The 22,547-nt window shown below is 39.8% G+C and carries 17 protein-coding genes; 5 read left to right on the top strand and 12 right to left on the bottom strand.

What is annotated here, in order from left to right; genetic code table 11:
• Window positions 1–82: 82 nt before the first annotated feature.
• Window positions 83–472 carry a DUF423 domain-containing protein gene (locus B3H30_RS08420; RefSeq protein ID WP_046672738.1) on the bottom strand — a complete coding sequence of 130 codons (390 nt, stop codon included), beginning with the start codon at window positions 470–472 and terminating at the stop codon, window positions 83–85.
• A gap of 412 nt (window positions 473–884) precedes the next feature.
• On the opposite strand from B3H30_RS08420, the gene B3H30_RS08415 reads away from it, so the two are divergent.
• The 3 genes from B3H30_RS08415 (at window position 885) to B3H30_RS08405 (ending at window position 5,699) form a co-directional block, all read left to right on the top strand.
• Window positions 885–3,524, top strand: a complete 2,640-nt coding sequence (locus B3H30_RS08415) for a hypothetical protein (RefSeq protein ID WP_286833898.1) — start codon at window positions 885–887, stop codon at window positions 3,522–3,524.
• Between the two features lie 118 nt (window positions 3,525–3,642).
• A complete protein-coding gene (locus B3H30_RS08410) occupies window positions 3,643–4,653 on the top strand; it encodes a DHH family phosphoesterase (RefSeq protein WP_286727311.1) in 1,011 nt (336 codons plus the stop codon).
• A 23-nt stretch (window positions 4,654–4,676) separates the two neighbouring features.
• Window positions 4,677–5,699 carry an FKBP-type peptidyl-prolyl cis-trans isomerase gene (locus B3H30_RS08405; RefSeq protein ID WP_070561229.1) on the top strand — a complete coding sequence of 341 codons (1,023 nt, stop codon included), beginning with the start codon at window positions 4,677–4,679 and terminating at the stop codon, window positions 5,697–5,699.
• Between the two features lie 79 nt (window positions 5,700–5,778).
• Here B3H30_RS08405 and B3H30_RS08400 read toward each other — a convergent pair whose 3' ends face one another.
• Genes B3H30_RS08400 through B3H30_RS08390 form a run of 3 tightly spaced genes read right to left on the bottom strand, consistent with a single transcriptional unit; the run spans window position 5,779 to window position 9,315 of the window.
• The gene (locus B3H30_RS08400; RefSeq protein WP_145329426.1) at window positions 5,779–6,951 is read right to left on the bottom strand and encodes an ABC transporter permease; all 1,173 of its coding nucleotides are present in this window, start codon (window positions 6,949–6,951) and stop codon (window positions 5,779–5,781) included.
• Between the two features lie 11 nt (window positions 6,952–6,962).
• A complete protein-coding gene (locus tag B3H30_RS08395) occupies window positions 6,963–7,919 on the bottom strand; it encodes an HlyD family secretion protein (RefSeq protein WP_182982056.1) in 957 nt (318 codons plus the stop codon).
• Between the two features lies 1 nt (window position 7,920).
• The gene (locus B3H30_RS08390) at window positions 7,921–9,315 is read right to left on the bottom strand and encodes a TolC family protein (protein WP_286833894.1); all 1,395 of its coding nucleotides are present in this window, start codon (window positions 9,313–9,315) and stop codon (window positions 7,921–7,923) included.
• A 363-nt stretch (window positions 9,316–9,678) separates the two neighbouring features.
• On the opposite strand from B3H30_RS08390, the gene B3H30_RS08385 reads away from it, so the two are divergent.
• The gene (locus B3H30_RS08385) at window positions 9,679–10,446 is read left to right on the top strand and encodes a TatD family hydrolase (RefSeq protein ID WP_070561233.1); all 768 of its coding nucleotides are present in this window, start codon (window positions 9,679–9,681) and stop codon (window positions 10,444–10,446) included.
• A 12-nt stretch (window positions 10,447–10,458) separates the two neighbouring features.
• On the top strand, window positions 10,459–11,478 hold the full coding sequence (locus B3H30_RS08380) for an asparaginase (protein ID WP_070561234.1): 1,020 nt from the start codon (window positions 10,459–10,461) through the stop codon (window positions 11,476–11,478).
• A 114-nt stretch (window positions 11,479–11,592) separates the two neighbouring features.
• Here the strand turns inward: B3H30_RS08380 and B3H30_RS08375 are convergent, their stop codons facing one another.
• The 8 genes from B3H30_RS08375 to B3H30_RS08340 all read right to left on the bottom strand — a co-directional run bounded on the left by B3H30_RS08375 (window position 11,593) and on the right by B3H30_RS08340 (window position 22,538).
• Window positions 11,593–12,897: a bifunctional folylpolyglutamate synthase/dihydrofolate synthase gene (locus B3H30_RS08375; RefSeq protein ID WP_070561235.1), complete on the bottom strand. Its 1,305-nt coding sequence runs from the start codon at window positions 12,895–12,897 to the stop codon at window positions 11,593–11,595.
• A gap of 11 nt (window positions 12,898–12,908) precedes the next feature.
• Window positions 12,909–13,736, bottom strand: coding sequence for an energy transducer TonB (locus B3H30_RS08370; RefSeq protein ID WP_070561236.1), 828 nt, complete (start codon window positions 13,734–13,736; stop codon window positions 12,909–12,911).
• Between the two features lie 58 nt (window positions 13,737–13,794).
• Window positions 13,795–14,205, bottom strand: coding sequence for an ExbD/TolR family protein (locus B3H30_RS08365; protein WP_046672748.1), 411 nt, complete (start codon window positions 14,203–14,205; stop codon window positions 13,795–13,797).
• On the bottom strand, window positions 14,205–14,912 hold the full coding sequence (locus B3H30_RS08360) for a MotA/TolQ/ExbB proton channel family protein (protein WP_046672749.1): 708 nt from the start codon (window positions 14,910–14,912) through the stop codon (window positions 14,205–14,207). The genes B3H30_RS08365 and B3H30_RS08360 overlap by 1 nt, the downstream gene beginning before the upstream one ends.
• Before the next feature lie 25 nt (window positions 14,913–14,937).
• A complete protein-coding gene (locus B3H30_RS08355) occupies window positions 14,938–16,389 on the bottom strand; it encodes an SPOR domain-containing protein (RefSeq protein ID WP_070561237.1) in 1,452 nt (483 codons plus the stop codon).
• Between the two features lie 41 nt (window positions 16,390–16,430).
• Window positions 16,431–18,173 (bottom strand): TonB-dependent receptor, encoded by a 1,743-nt coding sequence (locus B3H30_RS08350; protein ID WP_046672750.1) that lies wholly within the window; start codon window positions 18,171–18,173, stop codon window positions 16,431–16,433.
• Between the two features lie 6 nt (window positions 18,174–18,179).
• On the bottom strand, window positions 18,180–21,218 hold the full coding sequence (locus tag B3H30_RS08345; protein WP_070561238.1) for a tetratricopeptide repeat protein: 3,039 nt from the start codon (window positions 21,216–21,218) through the stop codon (window positions 18,180–18,182).
• A gap of 381 nt (window positions 21,219–21,599) precedes the next feature.
• A complete protein-coding gene (locus tag B3H30_RS08340; protein WP_046672752.1) occupies window positions 21,600–22,538 on the bottom strand; it encodes an aspartate carbamoyltransferase catalytic subunit in 939 nt (312 codons plus the stop codon).
• Between the last annotated feature and the right edge of the window lie 9 nt (window positions 22,539–22,547).

Raw genomic sequence — 22,547 nt, 5'->3', positions numbered from 1 at the left:
GCCTTCCTGAATTTATTCAAGAAGGCTCTGTTATGATTAAATACGAATATGATTTCGTATCGACATAGGCAATTAAATAGGATTACGATTTATTTTTTAGCGCTGCTATAAATAGCGCAACCCAGCCAACGATCAAAGACAATCCTCCCAAAGGCGTGATAGGTCCTAAAATAGACGGATTGCCAAAGCCGGTTATTTCTCGCACACTTAAGACATACAACGACCCTGAGAAAAAAAGTATACCAATGAGGAAAGCAATAAATGATACTTTAATCGAGTACGTCTTTGCTCGCGAAAAAGTAGATAAAAATAACAGGGCGAAGGTATGATAGAAATGATACTGATTTGCAGTTTTCCAAGTTTCAATATGATATGTACTTACCTTTCCTTCTAGACCATGAGCACCAAAGGCCCCTAATATTACAGCTAATGCTCCCAACAACGAAGCGGCTAAAATGATTTTCTTATTCATTATGTTAAAGTGAATGCTGAAAATGAGTTTCTAGCGATAAATGTATTAAAAACAGAGCAAAATAAGGAATTTTTTGTTAAATTTATATTACAAAGGCGCATTATAGGAACGATTTTCTATCTCTTCCCATATATTTTTATTAGGTTTGTTTTACGTATGAATCATCATGAGCATCGTGCAGCTCACCGAAATCTTGAACGAGGTGCAAGATTTGTATATTCTTGATAAACATCTGCCGCATGATGGCTTCATCACCATAAAAAAAACAAATTTAGTGTACTTATTCTGCTGACAAGAAAATGAGTACCTCATAAATAGTTGTTCTGATCAAACTGGATTTTTAATCGCATCGACCAGCGAGGTAGTGGCGATTTATTCGAGTTCCTATCAGACATTGAAAAAAATAAAAAGGATGAAAAAAACAATCATCATCACTGTTATATTATTCATCGCGGTCATCGCGGCCACGATCTATCTTTTTGGAGACTTCAATAAAAACAATAAACAAGATTCTAAAGCTTTACAATATCTTCCTGAAAGTACATTAGCAATTGCCTCCTTTGCCAATGATCAGACTGTAGATACGATCTTCAATGACTATGAGCTCTTTAAAGCCATTATAGGTCAACGCAATTTTGGCAACCTGGAGCGTCTTAAAGACGAATTATTACGTAGTGAACAGTTAGCACCTCTTGTAGCGGGGCAGCAAATATTACTCTCCTTTCACCAGGAAAAAGACCAGATTACCCCATTATATAGCGTTCAGGTTGGTCAAAGCATTGATAATAACTCGCTGGCAACATTACTTGGAAACGTCGGTAAAAACTACAAAATACAACCTTTTGACACCTTAGGGCAACGATTTTATGGGCTTAATCAAGGCAGCAAGGATAGTACACTTTATTGCGCTTATTCCCACGAAATCATTTTCGCCAGCTACTCCAAACAGGTACTTTCCCAGATCTTTGATAAACAGGTTAAGAAAATAAGTACCAAACAAATCGAGTTCTTCGTAAACCATAACAATAAAAACACGCCACTTAGTCTCTATTTTTTCAATGAACAATTGGCGCAAATTGCTCGAATATTGATGAAATCCAAATTTGGCACTTATCTCAACTTAATCGATTCGCTGAAGGGCCAAACGTCCTGGAACATGAATTTCAAAAAGGATGCTTTTATTTTTAAGGGTGAAACAGATCTCACGGCGAGCAAAAATAGCTACCTACAGTTATTTGCAACGCAGACGGCTCAAGTGCAAGCTCTGGGGAATTATCTGCCTAAAAATGCTGCATCTTATATAGACTTTAGTATTTCAGATCCCCATAGTTTTCGAAGCGGACTGAAAGCCTTGTTGGTACAGCAAAAAGAAGACGGCCGATTGGCTAAAAGTATAAAGAACTTTGAAGAAGACAGCAAAGTATCATTTGACAGTATCATCGCGCCAATTTTCAACGATGAATTTGCGCTCGCGGAATTGGATAATCAGGATGCAATAGGTTTGATCAGCATTTCGGATTCAACGCAGTTTGCTGATAATCTCAAGAAATTCAGCTCATCTGTAGGTGATTCAATCTATCAATTTAAATATTCGAATCTCTTACATGCGCTATTTGGTGAACCTTTCAAAAGCTTTACCCGACCCTATTTTACCATTGTAGATAACATTATGGTGGTAGCTACACGGACGGGCATCTTGAGAGATTATCGGGAATCTTTCCGGGAAAAGCAATTTCTTTCCGGAACGGCTATTTTCAAAAATCATGCAGCATTGCAGAATAGCCGCAGCAACGTGACTTTCTATTTAGAACCTAAAGCTGGTAAAAGCAATATTCTAGATAACTTAAAAGCTGACTTTGCAAAGAACTTTAAAGATGAGGATGCATATGGCTTTCAAAATTTCTACTCCTGGTCTTACCAGTTGAGTGGCAATCAGGGCACATTTTCGTCTAGTTTATATGCCCTCTTTAAGAGTGATACGAGATTAGGCGGCAAACCAGAATGGACAGTCCAGCTGGAGAACCGAATGATCAATAAACCTTGGATTTTCGATCAAGATGGGAAGAACAAGTTTATCCTGATTCAAGAACAAGATCATACGGTACATGCATTTTCGCCAGATGGAAAAGAACTCTGGCAAAACCTCTTCCAAGGTGAAATTTTGGGCGAGCCAATTCAGTTACAGGATCTCAGTATTGTCGCCGTTACAAAAAACCGCTTGTATCGCTTTATGCCCGATGGTAAAAACAGAACTGGCTTCTCCGTTGAACTTCCATACTCGGCAACTTACGGAGCTACAATCGCCACCTTCAATAAAGAACAACGTATTTACATTCCGGCAACAGACCGCATTCTTGCGTATACCCTGGATGGCAAAAAAGTGGAGGGCTTTGAAAATAATAGCGTGGATGGTCGAATTTTATTCGATCTAAAAACAACCAGCCTGGGACAGACAAATTATATTATTGCCGGCACAAGCACTGCTTCCGTGTATTTCTTCGATCAAAATGGTAAGATCATCCGTAAAAAAACAATGGATACCGATGGGGAAAGTGTTAAAAATCCAATTGGTTTAGTTGCGGCGTCGGATGAAAAAAACTCCTTCATTTACTTGGCAAACAATAAAGGCAGCGTATTCAAAATTCCTTTCGAAGGCGAAACCAAAAAAATAAAACTAGGTGATTGGGGTAAAGATGCGTTCTTTAATTTTGAAGATATTAGCGGTGGTGCTGACAGAGATTTTGTTATTCTAGCCAACAACAAACTGAATGCCTACAGTTCAAGAGACTCGTCTTCCTACTTTGAATATAAATTCATCGAAGAGGCCAGTAACAGACCGTTGTTTTTTAAACGAATAGGTAAATCTGATATCATAGGTGTTGGAACCGACAACCGCATGATTTATGTTTTCGGATCTGATGGCTTGGTCCAGGAGGGATTTCCTGTAGAAGGTTTTTCAAAGTTCTATTATGGACCGATTAACTATGGCGACAATGCCAATTATTTAATCTGCATGAAGCGGGATTTCAAGATCTATGTTTATAAGTTTTAAAAACCTGAAAATCAATTTTTTAAAATCAACACCAAACGCTATAAGATGCTAAAAGATCTTTATAAAAAATTTGTCTAATCTAATTTTTTTATAGTAGGTTTGCAGACTTAATATGACTATGCTGAAATCGGAAGAATTAAAAGAATTATTAGCTGAACCAAAACGTATTGTAATTACAACGCACTACAAACCAGATGGGGACGCATTGGGTTCATCTTTAGGATTATATTTTTGGTTGACCACGAAAGGACACCACGTAAATCTCATTGTACCGTCAGACTTTCCAGCCTTTTTGGATTGGTTACCTGGCTTAGAAAATGTACAAATTTATACGCAGGATATTGACCTGCACAATCAACAGATTGACGCAGCTGAATTCATTTTCTGCTTAGATTTTAATGGCCTTGCCCGGATTCACGAAATGGGTGAACCTATTCGTCAAGCGAAAGGAATTAAATGCATGATTGATCACCATTTAGATCCGGAAGGGTTTGAAGACTACGCATTTTGGGATCCATCTGCTGCAGCGACGGCACAATTGATCTATCGGTTCTTAGTCCATGAGATGCAAGATCCAGATCATATCAGTGCTGACATGGCGACATGCCTATATACCGGTATTATGACCGATACGGGCTCTTTCCGCTTCCGTTCTACCACTGCTGAAATTCACCGCATCATTGCATCACTCATTGATTGCGGTGCACAAAACTGGGCTATCCACGAAGAGATTTACAATAGCTCGTCAGAAAGCCGCCTGAAATTCTTAGGGTTCTGTCTATTGAATCGTCTAGAGGTTATCCATGAATATAACACCGCCATTATCCATGTAACCAAAGCGGATCTCACTCAGTTTGAAGTGATCACCGGTGATACCGAAGGATTAGTCAATTATGCCCTTTCTATCAAAGGAATTCGATTGGCTGCTTTAATTATTGACAGAAATGAACAAATTAAACTATCTTTGCGTTCGATTGGAGAAGTTCCTTGCAATGAGATCTGTAAATTGTATTTCAATGGAGGGGGGCATCTTAACGCTTCAGGAGGTAATTCGAAAGAAAGCCTCGAAGCAGTGATTGCAAAATTCAAATCGGTTTTACCAAATTATAAAGAAATATTAACAAAATAAGATATCGTAACATACATTAGAAAATGAAGAAAGCAATTCTATTTTTCGCGGCTGCCGGTCTTTTGATGACGTCATGCCAAAAATTCAAAAAGGCTGAAGGTGGTCTTGAGTATAAAATCGTAGATGATAATGCAAAAGAAAAAGCAGTATCAGGCGATTTATTAGCACTTGACATGGTTGTGAAAACGGACAGAGATTCTACAATGCAAAGTACGTATGACATGGGAGTCCCTCAAATCGTTCAATTATATCCAGATAGTATCATCGCAAAAAATCCAGGTGACCCTACTGGTTTATTCAAATATGTAGGTGAAGGTGATAGCTTAGTATTCAAAATCAATTTGGATTCTATGGCTGCTAAAACGCATCAACCAAAACCAGAATTTGCAGATAAATTCATTGTTTATTCGATCAAAGTCAAAAAACACTTCAAAAAAGGAAAGTTAACAGACCAACAATTGGGTGAACAAGTTCAAAAATATTTTGAAGAAGAATTGAACAAACACAAGGCAGCTGAACCAGCTAAACTTGAAAAATACATCAAGGATAAAAGCTTGAAAACAACTAAAACAGCTTCAGGTCTTCAATATGTAATTACTAAACCTGGAACAGGTACAAATGCGAAAGTAGGTGATTCTATTCACGTGAACTATGTAGGATCATTAACTACAGGAAAAGTATTTGATACAAACCTTCCAGATGTAGCTAAAAAAGAGAAAATTTTCAACCCTCAACGTCCTTATGAAGCATTAAAATTCCAATTAGGTGTTGATGGTGTAATCCCTGGATGGACTGAAGCATTCCAATTGTTTAACAAAGGTACAAAAGCAACTTTAGTCATTCCTTCATCTTTGGCTTATGGCGATCGCCCTTCAGGTGTTATCCCTCCATATGCTCCTTTAGTATTTGAAGTAGAAGTATTGGATATCAAACCTGGAAAAGTTCCTGCTCCTACAGCAACAACTCCAGGCATGGTAGCGCCTACTGGAACTACGGCTCCAGCGGCAACAGCTCCTGCAACTAAAGCTCCTGCAGCAAAAAAATAATTCGACTGTAAATTTCAGTTAACAAAAAAGCGGTTTCATCGAGATGAAACCGCTTTTTTATTGTTCGTATTTTTATTCACTATACGCTAATCTTCTTATCTTCTTTTTTGATCTTCCGTATTTTCAGCCATAGTATTATTACCGCCAATATAAAACTGATGATCATGATGATGGTCAATGCGATCAGCGCCTTATCGGTATGGTAATTTTCAGCATGCTGAATAAACATTAACCTAAAAATTCGTAGATAATGCGTCGATGGAATTACATTTGCAATTGCCTGCACCCAGCCTGGCATTAGACTCGAAGGCCAGGTAAAGCCACTCAAGATAAATGCTGGCGTCGCAATGACCATAAGTACTTCTGTCGATTTCAACTGCGAAGGCAGTAGAATACTGACGAGTACACCGATAAAACACACGGCAAGCAAAAAGACGAAAGTACAGAGTACAAAGCGACCAAATTCGGCCTGTAAAGGCATACGGTAATATTGACCAAAACCCCAATATAAAACCAGGATACCAACAGACATCAAAACATATGGTAATATCTTAACAAGAATAAGTCCGATAGGATTACCTATTTTACGTACAAGTTCCGGAAATGTATTGCCTTCAAATTCTGAGGAAAAAGACAAAGCCAAGCCTAAGAGCAAGACCTGCTGCAGCACAGTAATTAGCACTCCCGGTAGCATAAAATACAGGTAATTTCCACTTCGAATATTCTGCTTAACAAAAGTGGTCTTAAATGGTTCGTACTGCTGTGCAGCGATCTTTGCGGGAACACCACGTTTCATTTGTGCCTGAATCTGTATGCCTGCTTTCAACGTCGAGGCACACACATTGACAGCCATCATGGCAGTATTTGAGGTCAATGTATTGGCACCATCTACAAAAACAGTCATTTCGGGCAAACGCCCCTGTTGTACTCCGGATGCAAAACCCTTGGGAATATGTACAATCGTTGTTGCCTCATATTGCATCGCAATATCTTTTGAATCAAATAAGGACGGTAATACACGGGCAACTTCAATACTCTCATTATCCGAAAGCATATCAATAAATGAACTGCTTAAGGGGCTATTATCCTCATCAACTACAATGATCGGCATCTGAGTTACCTTACCTTGTTGATAAACATGCCCCACCAAGACACCATACAATACAGGTGCACCCAGAAAAAGCATCAATAGCACTTTATTATTGAAGAAGAGCTTAAACTCCCGTTGGATCAATTCTAAAAATTTTTTCACAGTCAAGCTCTTTAATTCGCATGGAGAACCACAAGCGTTTTTGTTAACAAATCTTTGCTACCGGCAACATCTTCAGGAACAATTTTCAATTCAAACACAGCCTGTTGCGGATCGAAATCAGGATAAGCTGAGGCAATGCTTGCGTACGAATTTAAGGCTTTGATACTGATCACCTTTGCTTTAACCTTTTTGTGATTCAAATAAGGAATTTCTACCTCAACAGCCTCTCCTTTTTGAAGTTTTCCCATTTTATTTTCGGGCAATGTAAATCTAAAATAGGTCGATCGATCGAGGAAACCATTGATAATCGGATAGCCTGCCATCGCCAATTCACCAACTTTCAGATTAATCGTTTCCACACTCATGTCCTGTGGAGCAATGACATATTTCTCCTGTGCAGCAACATTGACTTCAGATACCGCTCCCAGTGCACGTTCTTTTTGCCCCAAGGCCATAATCTGCTGTTCTTGTCTAGCCCCACCCTTTGCTTCAGCTAATTCAGCCTGTGCTGCAAGATATTGATTTTTAGCCCCCTGATATTTAGCGTAGGTCTCGTCGTACTTTTGCTGCGGAATCAGGCTGTCCTGCAAAAGGGCATCCAGCCTACCTATTGATTTTTTCGCAAATTCATATTGTTCCTTAAGTCCATCTACCTTCGCCTGCAATTGCACGAGTTGACCTTTCGTAGCACCTTTGACTGCCATGTTATATTGTGCATCAGCAGACTGCAGCGCTCCCTTTGCCTGCTCTTCTTTCGCATCTACCTCGGGAATACTCAAAATAGCCAAGGTATCCCCCGCATGCACAAAGTCACCCTCTTCAACCAGAAGCTTCGCAATTTTCCCCGGAACCTTTGTCACAACCGTCACTTGCTCTCGCTCCACCTTGCCTTCAATAGGCTTCTCTTTCACTTGATTTGTACAAGAAACAAAAATAGACAGAGATAATATCCCATATAAATTCTTCATGTTACTCATGTATAGTTTGTAATAATTTTCCTGATGTATGTAGTAATTCAACTGCAGCTGTACGTTGCTGCAAAACATTGTTAAAATAACCCAAATTAACTTTGTACCAATCGTTTTCAGCAGCCAATAACTCAGTAACATCTATTAAGCCAGCTTGATATTGTTTAACAGCCATAGAAAGATTATTTTCGGCAACTTTCAATTGCTGTTCCCCCACTTTCAGCTTTTGGTTGCCAGTCGTGTAGGTAACGGTATTTTTGCTGAGTAATAAATTTAATTTTTCTTGCGCATCTTCTCGCTTGGTCGTATTGATATGCTGATCGAGTTTAACTTGCTTTATCTTATTATGATGCTCTCCGCCCGTATAGAGATCCCATTTAACCCCTACGCCGACCATTAAATTGGGGCTCCCTTTGATGGAATTAAGCGGTAAGTTGACTGTACCAAATAGCGGTTGGTCTTTCACCATGAGTTGGGAGTTGAATACATTCAGATAGTTTGCGGATCCAAAGGCAAAGACAGCAGGAAGAGCTCCCCCCTTTTCTTTTTTATACAGGTACTCATACGCTTTTGAGGAAGCATCTAGTGCTTTCAATTCGGATCTTTGTTCGACATCACGTGGTAGCTCTGACAAAAATATAGGTTTAAGTCGATAATGAATTCCACCAACCTCATGAAAAGACACCCCTGTTTCTTGTTCGATCTTTTGACACAACAAATCCCGATTGCCAGAAACCTCTACCTTTTTCTCTTCCAATTCCAGTAATGCCAATTTCAATTTATCTCTATCATAAGGTATTGCAAGGCCATTTTGAATCGCTTTATTCACCTTTTCCTGTTCTTTCTTTAATCGCTTTTCAGAATCGACAATCAATTTATCCACCTCATCCAACAACATCAGCTGATCAAAAGAAGCAATAATATCCTTTGAAAGTGTTTCTCGACCGGCCGATTCTAAATATTGTTGAGCCACAGCTTTCTCCTGCAATGCTTTTATTCCATTCGGAATCTGTAATCCCGAAAAGATAATCTGCTTTACTGACACCCCCGCATAGGCCGCTTGTCCATGCATACTAAATCCTGTAGCTCCTTCAAACAAGCCGAGGTTCAATAAAGGGATATTAACCGTAGGAATATCAATACTCCCATTGCTATGTACATAACCGTATAGCCCGAGTGCCGAGACATGTGGCAGCCGGTTTGCTTTTACTCCATCGGCTTCCAGACGTGCTTTATCGACTTCGTAAGCCTTCAATTTCAATTCTTTATTTGTCTGAAAGGCTTTTTGAATAATATCTTTTACCGAAGGGTCAATCAATGATTGCGCATGTAGTTTGTTTAAAAACATAACCGACGCCAAAGTCAATAAACCCAGGCATAACCTCTTATTCATCATATGATTCATTTATTCTTATAAAAATAGGACAACAACCACCTCTTTTATCTATTTAACAGTAAATCTTACGGTATGTTTGACTTCTGACTCTTTTTATTACGACCTATCTTTCCAAGGGGCAATAATAATCGTTACTACTGTCCTCATGGCATGAAGGGGCGGTCCTCCTCCTAATGGCGTTTTCCAAGATACGAAAAAGGAATTCATCTCAATCGAAGGAATCCAGTATTAATTTTCATTTTTGCTAATTAATAAGTTATCTTTGGAGATCGAATTGAAATTTTGGTAATTAAGTCTACCACTTTATTCGATAATAATAAAAACAAGTTTTTACCCTAACCCGCTGCTTCCACGCAGAAAACTATGTTGCTTACAGATACACATACACACATTTATTACCATGCAGGAACCGAAAAACTGCAAGAACATCTACAACGTTGCTTTGATAATGGCATCCAACGTCTTTTTTTGCCGAATGTGAATAGCGCTTCCATAAAACCTGTATTTGATACCGTAGCAGCTTATCCAGAACATTGTTTTCCCATGCTTGGATTACATCCATGCGATGTAAAGGAAAACTATGTGGAAGAGTTAGAAACCATCCGAAAGAGCTTGGAAACACACAAAGTCCATGCCATAGGTGAGATCGGGCTGGATCTTTATTGGGATAAAAGCACGCTTGAAATTCAAAAAGACGCCTTTCGAACGCAGGTTCAATGGGCTAAGGAATTAAATTTACCGATCGATATCCACTGCCGGGAAGCCTTCACTGAACTGTTCGAATTATTGGAAGAACTTCACGACGACAAATTATTTGGCGTTCTGCACTGCTTTACCGGCTCCCTGGAGCAGGCCCAACAGGCTATCGATTTAGGTTTCGCGCTTGGTATTGGCGGAGTCGTTACCTTTAAAAAAGCGGGCTTAGATCAGGTGGTCAAAGAAATCGATTTAAAACATATTGTTCTGGAAACAGATGCACCTTATTTGGCTCCTGTCCCCTTTCGCGGTAAAGAAAATGAAAGTAGCTATTTGGTTTACGTCGCACAAAAAGTAGCTGACCTTCACCAGATCTCCGTCGAGAAGGTAGCCGAAATCACAACAGAAAATTCAAAACGTATATTTGGTATATAATTTCAAAACTCAATGCATAATATCTTTATTATCTACACAGGTGGGACCATTGGAATGGTTAAAGATGAAACAGGAACATTCGTTCCTTTCGACTTTGAATTGATCAAACGTAATCTCCCTGATTTAAGTCGCTTAGACTATAAGCTGACCGTGCACTCTTTCGAACCCATTATCGATTCATCCAACATGAAGCCCGAGATATGGATTGAAATGGCACAAATTATTAAGGATAACTATGCAGATTACGACGGTTTTGTTATTCTGCATGGTTCCGATACAATGGCTTTTACAGCCTCAGTATTGAGCTTTATGTTGGAGGGACTCCAAAAACCGGTCATTTTATCTGGCTCTCAGCTGCCTATCGGAGAGATCCGAACGGATGCGCGGGAAAATATGATGACAGCCCTTGAAATTGCTTCAGCAAAACAAGATGGCGTATCTATCATACAAGAGGTATGCATTCTTTTCGACAATAAATTATTCCGTGGCAATCGCTCATTTAAATATAATTCGGCCAAATTTGAGGCCTTTAGATCACCAAACTATCCCGTATTGGTTGAAGCAGGTATTCACCTCAAATATAATACAGATGCTTTATTAAATAATATTGATAAAGAATTTATCCTACATACCAAACTGGACAATCGCGTTGCGGTATTGAAATTATTCCCCGGAATTTCTGCACAAACGATCAAAGCCGTCTTAGACTCCGATGTCCGTTCCATTGTGATGGAAACATTTGGGTCAGGCAATACCACCACCGACACTTGGTTTCTGGATCTATTGAAAGAAGCAATTGAACAAGGTAAAAATATCCTCAACATTTCGCAATGTAAAGTAGGCTCTGTTGAATTAGGTCGCTATGAGACTTCACAAGGACTTAAATCCATCGGCGTGCTCAATGGCTACGACCTTACATTCGAAGCGGCAGTAACCAAATTAATGTATCTTCAAGGCGAGTTAGAAGATCAAAAAGAAGTCGCTTATTGGATTGAAAAGGATATCCGTGGTGAATTGACGATCAATGACTAATGACCAACGGCACAAAATCACAAAAAAGGGAGCTGCACTTCACGCAGCTCCCTTTTTGTGATCGGTTTCTATGAATTCCTCCCGCAGATTTATTTGCGAGGAAAGGTGATATTCTTATTCCTGCGTCAAACGAGCAAGCACTTCCGCAACAACAAAATTGCTTCCGCCAACAAAAATAAGGTTCCCTTGTTGATACGCTTCTTTTGCTGCATCAAACGCAGCTCCTACCGATGCATAATCAAGTCCCGTTAGACCAAATTCCATAGCTTCTTTCCGCAGCTCCTCGGATGGCATTGCACGCGGAATATCCGGAGCAGAGAAATAGTAGGTTGCATCCTTGGGTAGATAAGGCAACATATGTGATAAATCCTTATCGCGCATGGCCCCTATCACAAAGTGCAATTTATCATAAGCGGTTGTAGCCAGATTTTTGAGCACTTCATGAATTCCGTCCTCATTGTGCCCCGTATCACAGATGATAAATGGATCCTTAGACAATTGTTGCCATCGGCCTTGAATTCCTGTGGTTGCCTGCACATTTTTTAGCGCTTGATGCACATGTTGATCACTGATCTCAAAGCCCTGTTGACGTAACTCATCCACAGCTAACAGGACGCCGGCGAGATTCTTGACCTGATAAGAGCCTTTTAAATCCAGTTGAAAGTCTGCTGAATGACTTGCAGTATCCCTCGCTTGTACCGTCAAATAATCTTGGTCCACGCCCAGCATTTTCGTGGCATACTTATCGGAAGCGAATTGGATCGGTGCATGCTCGATCGCTGCTTTATCCAAAAACACAGCTGCTGTCTCTTCAGCATATTCCGAAATAACGACAGGTGTATTTCTTTTGATAATTCCGGCCTTCTCAGCAGCAATTTCCACCAGTGTATTACCAAGAAGATTCATGTGATCAAAACCGATATTGGTAATTACCGACAGCAAAGGCTGAATAATATTGGTGCTGTCCAAACGCCCGCCAAGGCCGACTTCAATGACAGCGATATCAACCTTATTCTTCTCGAAATAATCAAAAGCCATGGCTACAGTAATTTCGAAAAACGATGGACTGACTTCTTCTATAAGCTCGCGATGGGTATTGACAAAATCAACAACAAATTCTTTCTCACATAACTGACCATTGACACGAATACGTTCTCTGAAATCCAGTAAATGTGGTGAAGTATAGAGACCTGTCTTATATCCTGCCTCGGCCAAAATAGCGGCCAACATGTGGGAGGTCGATCCCTTTCCGTTTGTACCGGCAATATGTAATGTTTTGAATTTTCGCTGTGGGTTGTCCAAAGCAGCGCAAAGTTTGATGGTATTGTCAAGGTCTTTTTTGAAGGCAGAGGCGCCATCCCTTGTAAACATAGGCAATCGAGTATACAGATACTCGATTGCCTCATTATAAGCATTCATGTGAATGATTTTTATCTTAATCTAAAATTGAATACAATCCGTCCTGTTTGGGAGTCGGGAGCATTTGGCAATTGGTTTAGCCGAGCGCCACGTACAGCACGCTCACATTTCTCCAACAAGGATGGATCGGTAATCGTCGTTCCTTTTACACCAGCACGCGCATAGGTGATAACCCCTTGCTTGTTCACTCTAAACTCCACAGCAACCTTTCCTGCTTGCTGTCCATTATCGTCGATACTTGGTCGTTGTGTAAAACTTCGGTTTTCAATAGACAACATCATGTTACCATTTCCAGATCCCCCTTCGCCGTAGTTACTTGCTAAAGGATCACCCAGTTTGGAACCCTGATTTCCAGGAGTTGTCCCTGTACCATCACCAGCCCCAGTGCCGTTATTTTTATTGCCTTTAAAAAGCGCTTTGGCATTGGCCTGTGGTGCCACTTCTTTTACAGCTTTGGTTGTTTCCGGTGCTTTTGAAACGACCTTCTTTTCCGTTTTTGTTACCGCAGGGGCATCTTCTAAATCCTGTGTGACAACCGCTTTCTCCGCAACTTGCTGCGTTGGAGTTGGGGTAGGTGTTTCAACAGGATCAATACGGTCAGGGCGTTCATTATTGGCGTTGGGGTCCACCGATGGTTCCTCAACACTCATATAGTCATCTCCCATTCCCTCAGGTGAAGTACCGTAATTGACGATCATTCCCCCCATTCCATATTCATCAGGTGCCTGAGATTTAAAAACAACAAAAAATCCAATCAAGAGCAACGATGCCATGACCAAAGTCGATATCCCCAATGCTTTGGGGAAATTATTTTCTTCATGTTGAAGGTGATATCTCATCGCATTAATCTCCTATATTAATAGCTGACCAATAAACTTAAAAAAAGTTTAATTGCTCCTATTTATCTTTTTTTGGCTCTGTTGCCAATACCACTTTAATCTTCAATCGATTAGCGACATCCATTACAGAAATAACATTTTGAATGGGAACCGTATTATCGACATAGAGCATAATGGTCACTTCCTCACCCGCAGCCATTTGCGATTGAATTGCAGCTTCCAATCCTTCAATGGGAACTGGAGTTTTGTCAATAAAATAGCCCAAATCTTTTGTAATCGATACCGTAACGGTCTTTTTAGCAACAGATTGTTCTCCCGCACTTGACTTTGGTAACAATAGCTTCACCACTTGCGGATTAGAAACTGCAGAAGCCAACAGGAAGAACAACATCAGGAAAAACATGATGTCATTCAGCGCTGAAGTATGTACTTCCGCAGATGGTTTATTTTTTCTACTTCGTAAGTTCATTATCTTCCGGGTTCATCCAATAAATCAATAAATTCTACTGCATCCGTTTCCATACGTAAAATCAATCGCTCCACCATCATATTGAGGATATGGTAGCCCAAATAAGCTAAGATACCCACCGCAAGACCTGATGCAGAAGACACCATTTTTACATATAGACCACCAGATACAGAAGCGATATCAATACCACCAGCTAATTCGACGTCGTGGAAAATCTTAATTACTCCAAAGATCGTACCTACGAAACCAAGCATCGGGGCAATACCAGCAATAATACCCAAAATATTGATATTCTTTTCTAACTTGGCAACTTCCAATTTACCCACGTTTTCGATCGCTCCTTCAATATCTTTGATCGGTCTGCCGACACGCAATAAGCCTTTTTGCAACATACGTCCCAAAGCGGAGTTACTTGAACGAACTACAGCTAATGCCGAATCCAAATTTCCGGACAAAACATTTGCCTTTACTTGCGACATTAAGCTGTTATCATATTTTGCGGCACGACGGATAGTCAAATAACGCTCAAAAAAGATAACCAATCCAATAAAGAACAACAATAGGATTGGAACCATGATCCATCCCCCTTTGATCATCATATCGATCAAACTCATGTTTTCTGTAGGCGCAGCAGCAGGTAATGGTTGTTGTGCAGCTTGATTAAACGAATCCACAGCAGCCCGTGCTGTATCTTGTACTAATGACATAATTATTAATAGTTTTATATAGTTTCTATAATGTTTCTACCCAAGCACCTTCAATCTTTTTCTCTACAGATTTCTTAGCGAGGTCTGCCTCCGATTTTGTCATGTAGGTGTTTAAGATGATTTTCTTTCTATTTCTTTTGAACTTTCCCTCTACAGCTCGTGCTGTTTTATAGCCCATTTCCCGAAGACGCTTGGCTTCCTGCTCTGCTTGTGCCATTGTCTTTGCAGAACCTATTACCAATTGATATCTGGGTTGTGCAACAGGAATAGACTCTTTGATCACAGGATTTGCTTCCAAAACCGGAGATTTTGCTGCCGCATTGGTCGCAGGTACAGTTGTTGTCTTTTTAACAGAATCTTTCACACCAGTTTTAGCCAATGAATCGACTTGCTTTAAACTATCTGCTTGCATTGTATTGGACAAGGTATCAGCAGGCATGATCGGCTGTTTTTGAACAAGCGTATCTGCCGCTTTTACAACAGGTTTGGTCGGCCCAAATAACGAATTCTTCAACGCAGGATTGGTGTAAACGACCGCAACAGCAACCATTGCCAGCACAATAATTCCAGTCATCCAATACCAGATCGCATTTGAATTACGCGGCTCTTCCTCATAGATATTTGGCGCGTATGTTGAATTAGCGTTAGCCGACGCAATAGCACCGATTTCTTTTTTTTCAGCGATTTCTTCCTCTGGAGTAACCGAATGATTGCTATCAGTTATCACAGTTGTATCCACAGGTTCAAACTCTTCAGTTTCCTTTTGCGCTAACGACGACTCTTCAGCTTCAAGACCGGTACGATCGTTTGTTGGTGCTGTCTCCTGCGAAAGCTCATCCGCTGCTGGATCCGTTACCACGACCGGTTCCTGTGCTGTTTCAGTTTCTTCTTTGACCTCTTCAACCTCGATCGTTTCGTCTTGATCATCTGCCGTATCCGAAATAGACTCCCCGACAGGCTCTATGTTATGATCAGCTTCCACTACAGGATCTTCTTCAACAACAGGGTCATCTTCAACAGCTAAGTTCGTAAGTTCTTCTTCTTTCGCTTCTTCCAAAGAAGAAACGACTGTTTCAATCTCTGGTGCAACAAGATTTGTAACGGGCTGGAAATCGAATCCAGATAGATCCAAGGGTTTGAAGACTAAACTTGCGCCATAACTAATCAATAAGCCAAGATCATCCAATTTGACCTGTCCAAATTGCCCCAAATCAGCCCGCAGGTTCTCAACAGTTTCCGACAAGATCTGTTGTGCCTGATTTAGGCCCAAGTTTTCCTGCTGTTGGATATAATGAACAATATTAAACCCATGTTGAGCAGAGTAGTCCAGCTCAACATAAGAAATTGGTGGCAAAAACACATTATTTTGTTTATCGAACTGAGCCGGAGAATGAATTCGTTTGAACACACCTATTCCGGGCACGTATACTTCCGCATAACGTTTTAATAAACTATTGATGTTTTTGCCTAGATTCATCGCGCACTATGTTTAAGATGCAAATTTATAATCTTAATTCGTTAAAACGAATAATTAAGACCACCAATTACATTAAAGCCCAATCTTGGGTAATACATATAACGTTCGTATTCTTTTCCAAAAATGTTATTTGCTTTGACGAAAATACCAAATTGTTTTTTGATTCGGTATTCTGCGCCCGCATTAAGATCAGCAAATGAACCTATTGTTGCCTTATGCCCACTGTTGGCAATACGACTGCCATCTGTGTTATAATCATAAATATATGCATAGGTATTGCCTTGTGTAGAAAGTTCAGCATCTACGAAAAATTTATCGGAAATATTGAAGCGTGCATTAGCTTGCATGCGGAATTTGGGCAAGCCCCATGCTTCTTCCTCATCACTCAATTTATAATCGTCTATATACACTTTTCCGCCTAGATTAACCAGCTGTGAAAGACGTACATTGATTTCTCCTTCCAGTCCCATATGTTTAGCCTTATTGATCACGCCATCATAAACGACATCAAAAGCCCAAGGCACATAACCATTTTGACTATCGCCAAATGCACTATTTTTAAATAAAGGCAGTCCTTCAATCTGCTTGTAGAATACCTTTACTTTATAACCAAATGTTGCACCGGCATTTCCTTTTAAACCTGCATAAACATTCATTTTCTCAATCGAGTTGATCATTTTAGCGTTAGGAGCCAAATACGGATTTTCTTTAGCGAAACTACGGAAAGAAGCTTGTTTTACGCCACCATTAATCCCGGCAAACAAAGAGATGTATTCAGGTGCCAATGCAAAATCAGCCTCCACCGATGGGAAAATATTGAATCTTGAGCTATCGCCAAATTCAGAAGTTAAATTCGCACCCAAGGTTACGTTATAGTTGTCGCCCTTAAAACGAATATATGGATTGATAACCGCCAAATGATTTTTTACCTCAGCGCTATCTTTCACGTTATTCATTGTCACGCTTAAATTTGCCCCAACATTGAATGCACTTAAACGCTTATTCAAATAACCGGATAATGCGATCGAATTTTCTTTGGCTTTGTAGGCATCTTTAAACAAATAGCCATCAACTTTTGCGGAATAGCTTAATGCCTGCTCATTCTTCGGATCCACATTACTTGAGAGCTCTCCATTCAAATAGATATCTGTAAAGGTCTGTTTATCCGGAGTTGTATTCAACAAAGTTGTTCCCGATTGGTCAAAAGTCTGACCATAGAAATTCGTTCCATAACGATTGTATCCGATGGTACCTTTAACGGTTACGGCATCCAATACACGGCGACCAAAGATACCGATATCCTGTGTACTGAACTTCTGTCCATCAATATTACCCTTTTGGCTCAAATGCTTTGCAAATAAGCCAAATCGTGTGTTTTCAAACTGCTCAGAAGCTAAATAAGCCTCTCCCAATATACTGTTATAGTTACCGATACCAAATTTGACATAGTTGCTACTATGCTCAAAAGGTTGCGCAAAAGGAATCTCCTGTACATTCAATTGTTTCAACCCCGTATTGATATCCAATTTCTTGTCCAAAATATTGTTGTAGGACAATTTGGGTTGGTATTCCCGTTTGTTGGTCATATCCGGACTGCGGCGGATTTTTACAGCATCCGCAAGAATTGGTTTATAATCACGAACAACATCAAAAGAATCGATAGTGACCGGTTTTTCAGGATCATTCTTCTTGCCTGTTTCCTGTGCAAAAGAATTCAATCCCACGCCCATCAAAAGCGCTGCTAAAGTATATTTCTTCACGTTTCTATTTTGCAACTTCTTCATTGTATCCTATTTCTTTTTGTTGTTCAATTTATTTAGACGTTCTTTTGCTGCTGGCAAAATATCATCTTTCGCATCATAGTTATCCACAATCGATTCAAGTGTAGCTTTTGCTTGGAAAGTATCCCCCTTACCTGCATAAGCATCTGCCATAGTGATAAAACTTTTCGCTACCCAATATTCGTACGAAGAGAAATTATCAGATAGATCCATAGCTGTCTTAATACAAGCATCGTATTGTTTATTTTCCAATTGAAGCACTGCAACATTGTATTTTGCTTCTGCACCGAAGACGGTACGGCTCTTCAATGCTGCTAAACTGAATTCTTTCATGGCTTCAGTTTTCTTATTCTGCTTCACATAACATTTGCCGGCATACAAGAAGGCATTTGCGATCTCCTCTTCCGAAGACTTCTCGTAATTCTTGACAGCATTGGTATAATTTAAGGCTTCTTTATAATCCCCAATCTGAAAATAAGAGACCATTAAGTTATTGATTGCGAAACCATAGTTAGCCTTATACTCAGAAGTAAGCTCCAGTTTTTTCAACAACTGTGTCGCTTCGTTATATTTCTTTTGTTTCAAATATAAATTGGAAACCGAAATCAACGTGCGTTCTGTATAAGGAGACGTCCAGTCATTCAAGATAATATTGTAATCATGTAATGCATCTTCTGTATTACCCAGAGCTGCGTTACTTTCAGCACGAACAAAACGTGCATATTTCTCTTGATTTGGTTTCGGGAATTTGTCGAAATATGCATTTACAGCTTCCACCGCCCCTTGATAATTACCTCTGGAGAATAAAGTCGTCGCAGTCGAGAATGAGCGTGAATCTTGTTCAGATTTCGAAACGTCACCTAAATTTGTTCCCGTTGCATATTTGATATATCCTGTTGCATCGCCTTTGTCCAAATAGATGTTCTCAATGGAACGCATGGCCTGTCTTGCTTCATCTGTTGATGCATATTGGTCAACTACACGTTGGAAAGTTGCCAATGCAGCATCATTGTTATCTTGATTATATTGAACCAGACCAATCGTCACCAAAGCACGTGGCACATAACTACTGCGCGGATATTTTTCAACCATTGTTTGAAGGCCTGCAATTGCCTGATCACTTTCTCCCATCAAGAAACGTGTATAAGGAATCTCAAAAGCAATATCGTCGGCATAATTCGAACTCGGGAATTGCGCAATAACAGCATTCAATGTTGAAATTTTACCATTGTTATCCCCTTGTAATCCTTGAATAATACCACGTTGGAATAAAGCGTAATCCTGACTAGGAGCTTTAGAAGAGATTAACTTATTGTATTCTGTTAATGCTCTACCGTAGTTTTTCGAAGAGAAATAAGAATCACCTAAGCGTGCAATTGCATCATTACGTGTATTCATTTCAATTCCTTTCGAACCACCAGACGCTAAGAAACGCTCGAAGTAATTTGCCGCCGTGCTGTAGTTACCATTACGGAAAGCCGCATAGGCTAACGCATAATTGGCATAGCCATACACATCCGTTTTGCTAGCTCCCGGCAAGCGTAAGAATTTATTGAAATTTGTAACCGCTTCACCATATTTACGAACTTCGTACATGGCTTCCGCTTTCCAATAGGTGGCTAAAGCGTAAATTTCCTCGTCATAACGGAACTCTTCGGAGCGCATGAATAGGGAAATTGCATTTTCAAAAGCACGCTCGTTATAATATTCCAAACCTCTGTAGTAGGTTACCTTTTGATAAGCTGCGTTTGCTTCTTTTCCACGTTTAGGGATAGATTCCAAAATATCAACTGCTTCGCGGTAGTTTTTTGTACTCAACAATACTTCAGCAAGTAAAGTTTTCGCTTCCTCCAAACGTTTCGATTTTGGATACGTTTTCAAGTATTCTTGTGTAGAAGCCAAAGCCACTTGGTGGAATTCCAACTCATACGAAAGCTTAGCATAGTTGAATAAGCCCTCTTCTTGCATTGCCGGATCAAAATCCAATTTCGAAGCCCGGAAAAATGCATTACGCGCAGATTGCTTATTGCCTTTCTTCAAGAAAGCATCACCTAGGGTAATCATCGCAGACTGATAATAAGCGTCAGGCTCGGTCATTTTTTCCAATTCCGTGATCGCTTTATCGTAATCCTTCAATTTGTAAGCGATGTAACCGATTTGGTAGCTATCCTGATTATTCTGCGTCTTACCTTGATCTTGTGCCTGGAATTTATCGTAATACTCTTTTGATGTTTTTAAATCACCTTTGATAAAGTATGTTGCCGCTATAATACGGAACATCTCTGTTTCATTTTCTTGTTTTGTCCGCGACGAAATTGGCAATGCATAATCCAATACATCGTCGTAGCGTTTATCCAAGAAATACAAAGCAGTGATATAATAGGGGTAACTATTTTCGAATTGTTTGGATCCATTCAAACGCTCAAATTCATTCAACGCCGTTTTATACTCGGCGTCTAAGTAAGAAAGATACGCGTAATAATAGATGGAAGCTTCCTGAAATTCAGTTTTTTGATCTTTCAATCCTTCAAATAATGGTTTCGCCGTTTTATAGTCTTTAGTCATAAAGGAAGCGTATCCATATTTAAAGCGATATTCTACATTTTCTTTACCTGCTAAATTTTTGCTATCGATCTTATTAAACCACTCTAAGGCCTTAACATAATCTTTTTTAGCATAATAGGATTTACCGATTTGAAAATAAGCTGCTTTAGCATTTGCACTGACAGGGAAATCCTTAATGTATTTCAGAAAACGGTTTTCGGCATCAGATTCGCCCAATTCCAGTGCGCAAACTGCTTGATAATACCGTACGTTCTCTTTCAACAAAGAAAGTTCCTCTGTTTCGTCCAATTGCAAGTTGGATTTTGTCCGCAAAGCTTCAACACGGTCAAATTGGGCTGAAGCAGAACTAAATTTTCCGCGTTCATACAATTCCATTCCTGTTTTGTACGCCTTGTTGATTTGTTGCCATTCTGTCTGTTGCGCTAATGCTGGCGTCGCCATAACGGTTAATGCAACTCCCACCTGGTAAATCTTCTTATACATAATATGTGAAACCTTAATATGTTATTTATCTGCAAATGTAAATGAATCTCCCTCCAACCCGCGATAAATTTGCTTTAACCGGCGAATTTATCAAAAGCTTCTCAGCCATGAAAGGCTTTAAGATAGCCCCAAATTTATTGAAAATCAATTCAAATCTCCACTTCTTAGGGAGATAGTTTTATTCATTTTACTAAATTATACTTTAATTGAGCTATTTTACACAAAAGTTATTAACATCTGTGAATAATCCTGTATTATAACGGAAATTTTGCACAAAAAATATGCCCGACAAAAAATAAAGTCAGGCATACTATTGTAGCATTAGAAAACAGTGTTATTTAGTCTCCCACGTGCATTAACGCAGGGCGAAACCAATTTCAACTATCCGCGTTGCCCTGCTAGTAGATACAAGACAGCCATGCGCACAGCAACACCATTTTCAACCTGATCCAAAATAATTGAATGTTCGCTGTCCGCGACATCCGATGTGATTTCGACCCCTCGATTGATTGGTCCGGGGTGCATAATTGTAATTGGCTTCTCTAAAGAATCCAAAATCTCTTTATTCAATCCATATAGCATGGAATATTCTCTTAAGGAAGGGAAATAGGCAATATCCTGACGCTCCAATTGAATCCGTAACATATTTGCAACATCGCACCAGTTCAGCGCTTTTCTCAAATCATGCTCTACCTTTACACCCAATGAGGTAATATGTTTAGGAATTAATGTGGTCGGACCACAAACCATCACTTCAGCACCTTGCTTTTGAAGACATAAGATATTCGACAAGGCAACGCGTGAATGTGTGATATCCCCAACAATAGCTACTTTACGACCAGCTACATCGCCATAGCGTTCACGAATTGAAAATGAATCAAGCAAAGCTTGTGTAGGGTGTTCATGTGCTCCGTCACCTGCATTGACAATCTGTGCATCAACATGTTTACTTAGAAATACCCCAGCCCCAGCATAGGGATGTCGCATTACAATCATATCAACCTTCATGGCCAGAATATTGTTCACCGTATCGATGAGTGTCTCCCCCTTACTTACGGAAGAGGAGGATGCTGCAAAATTCACGATATCCGCAGAAAGCCTCTTTTCAGCTAGTTCAAAAGACAAGCGTGTACGTGTAGAATTTTCAAAAAACACGTTGGCAATCGTAATATCCCGTAATGACGGAACCTTTTTAATTGGCCTATTTAATACCTCTTTGAAATTACTTGCTGTATCCAGGATCAATTGGATATCGTTCTCATTTAGATCTTTGATCCCCAATAAATGGCGGGTACTTAATTGTTCTGCTACAGATGACATTTTATAGTA

It is taken from the genome of Sphingobacterium sp. UBA7038 (assembly GCF_002494055.1).
In the GTDB taxonomy this organism is placed as follows: domain Bacteria; phylum Bacteroidota; class Bacteroidia; order Sphingobacteriales; family Sphingobacteriaceae; genus Sphingobacterium; species Sphingobacterium multivorum.
This window is presented reverse-complemented; position numbering and strand designations above follow the sequence as displayed.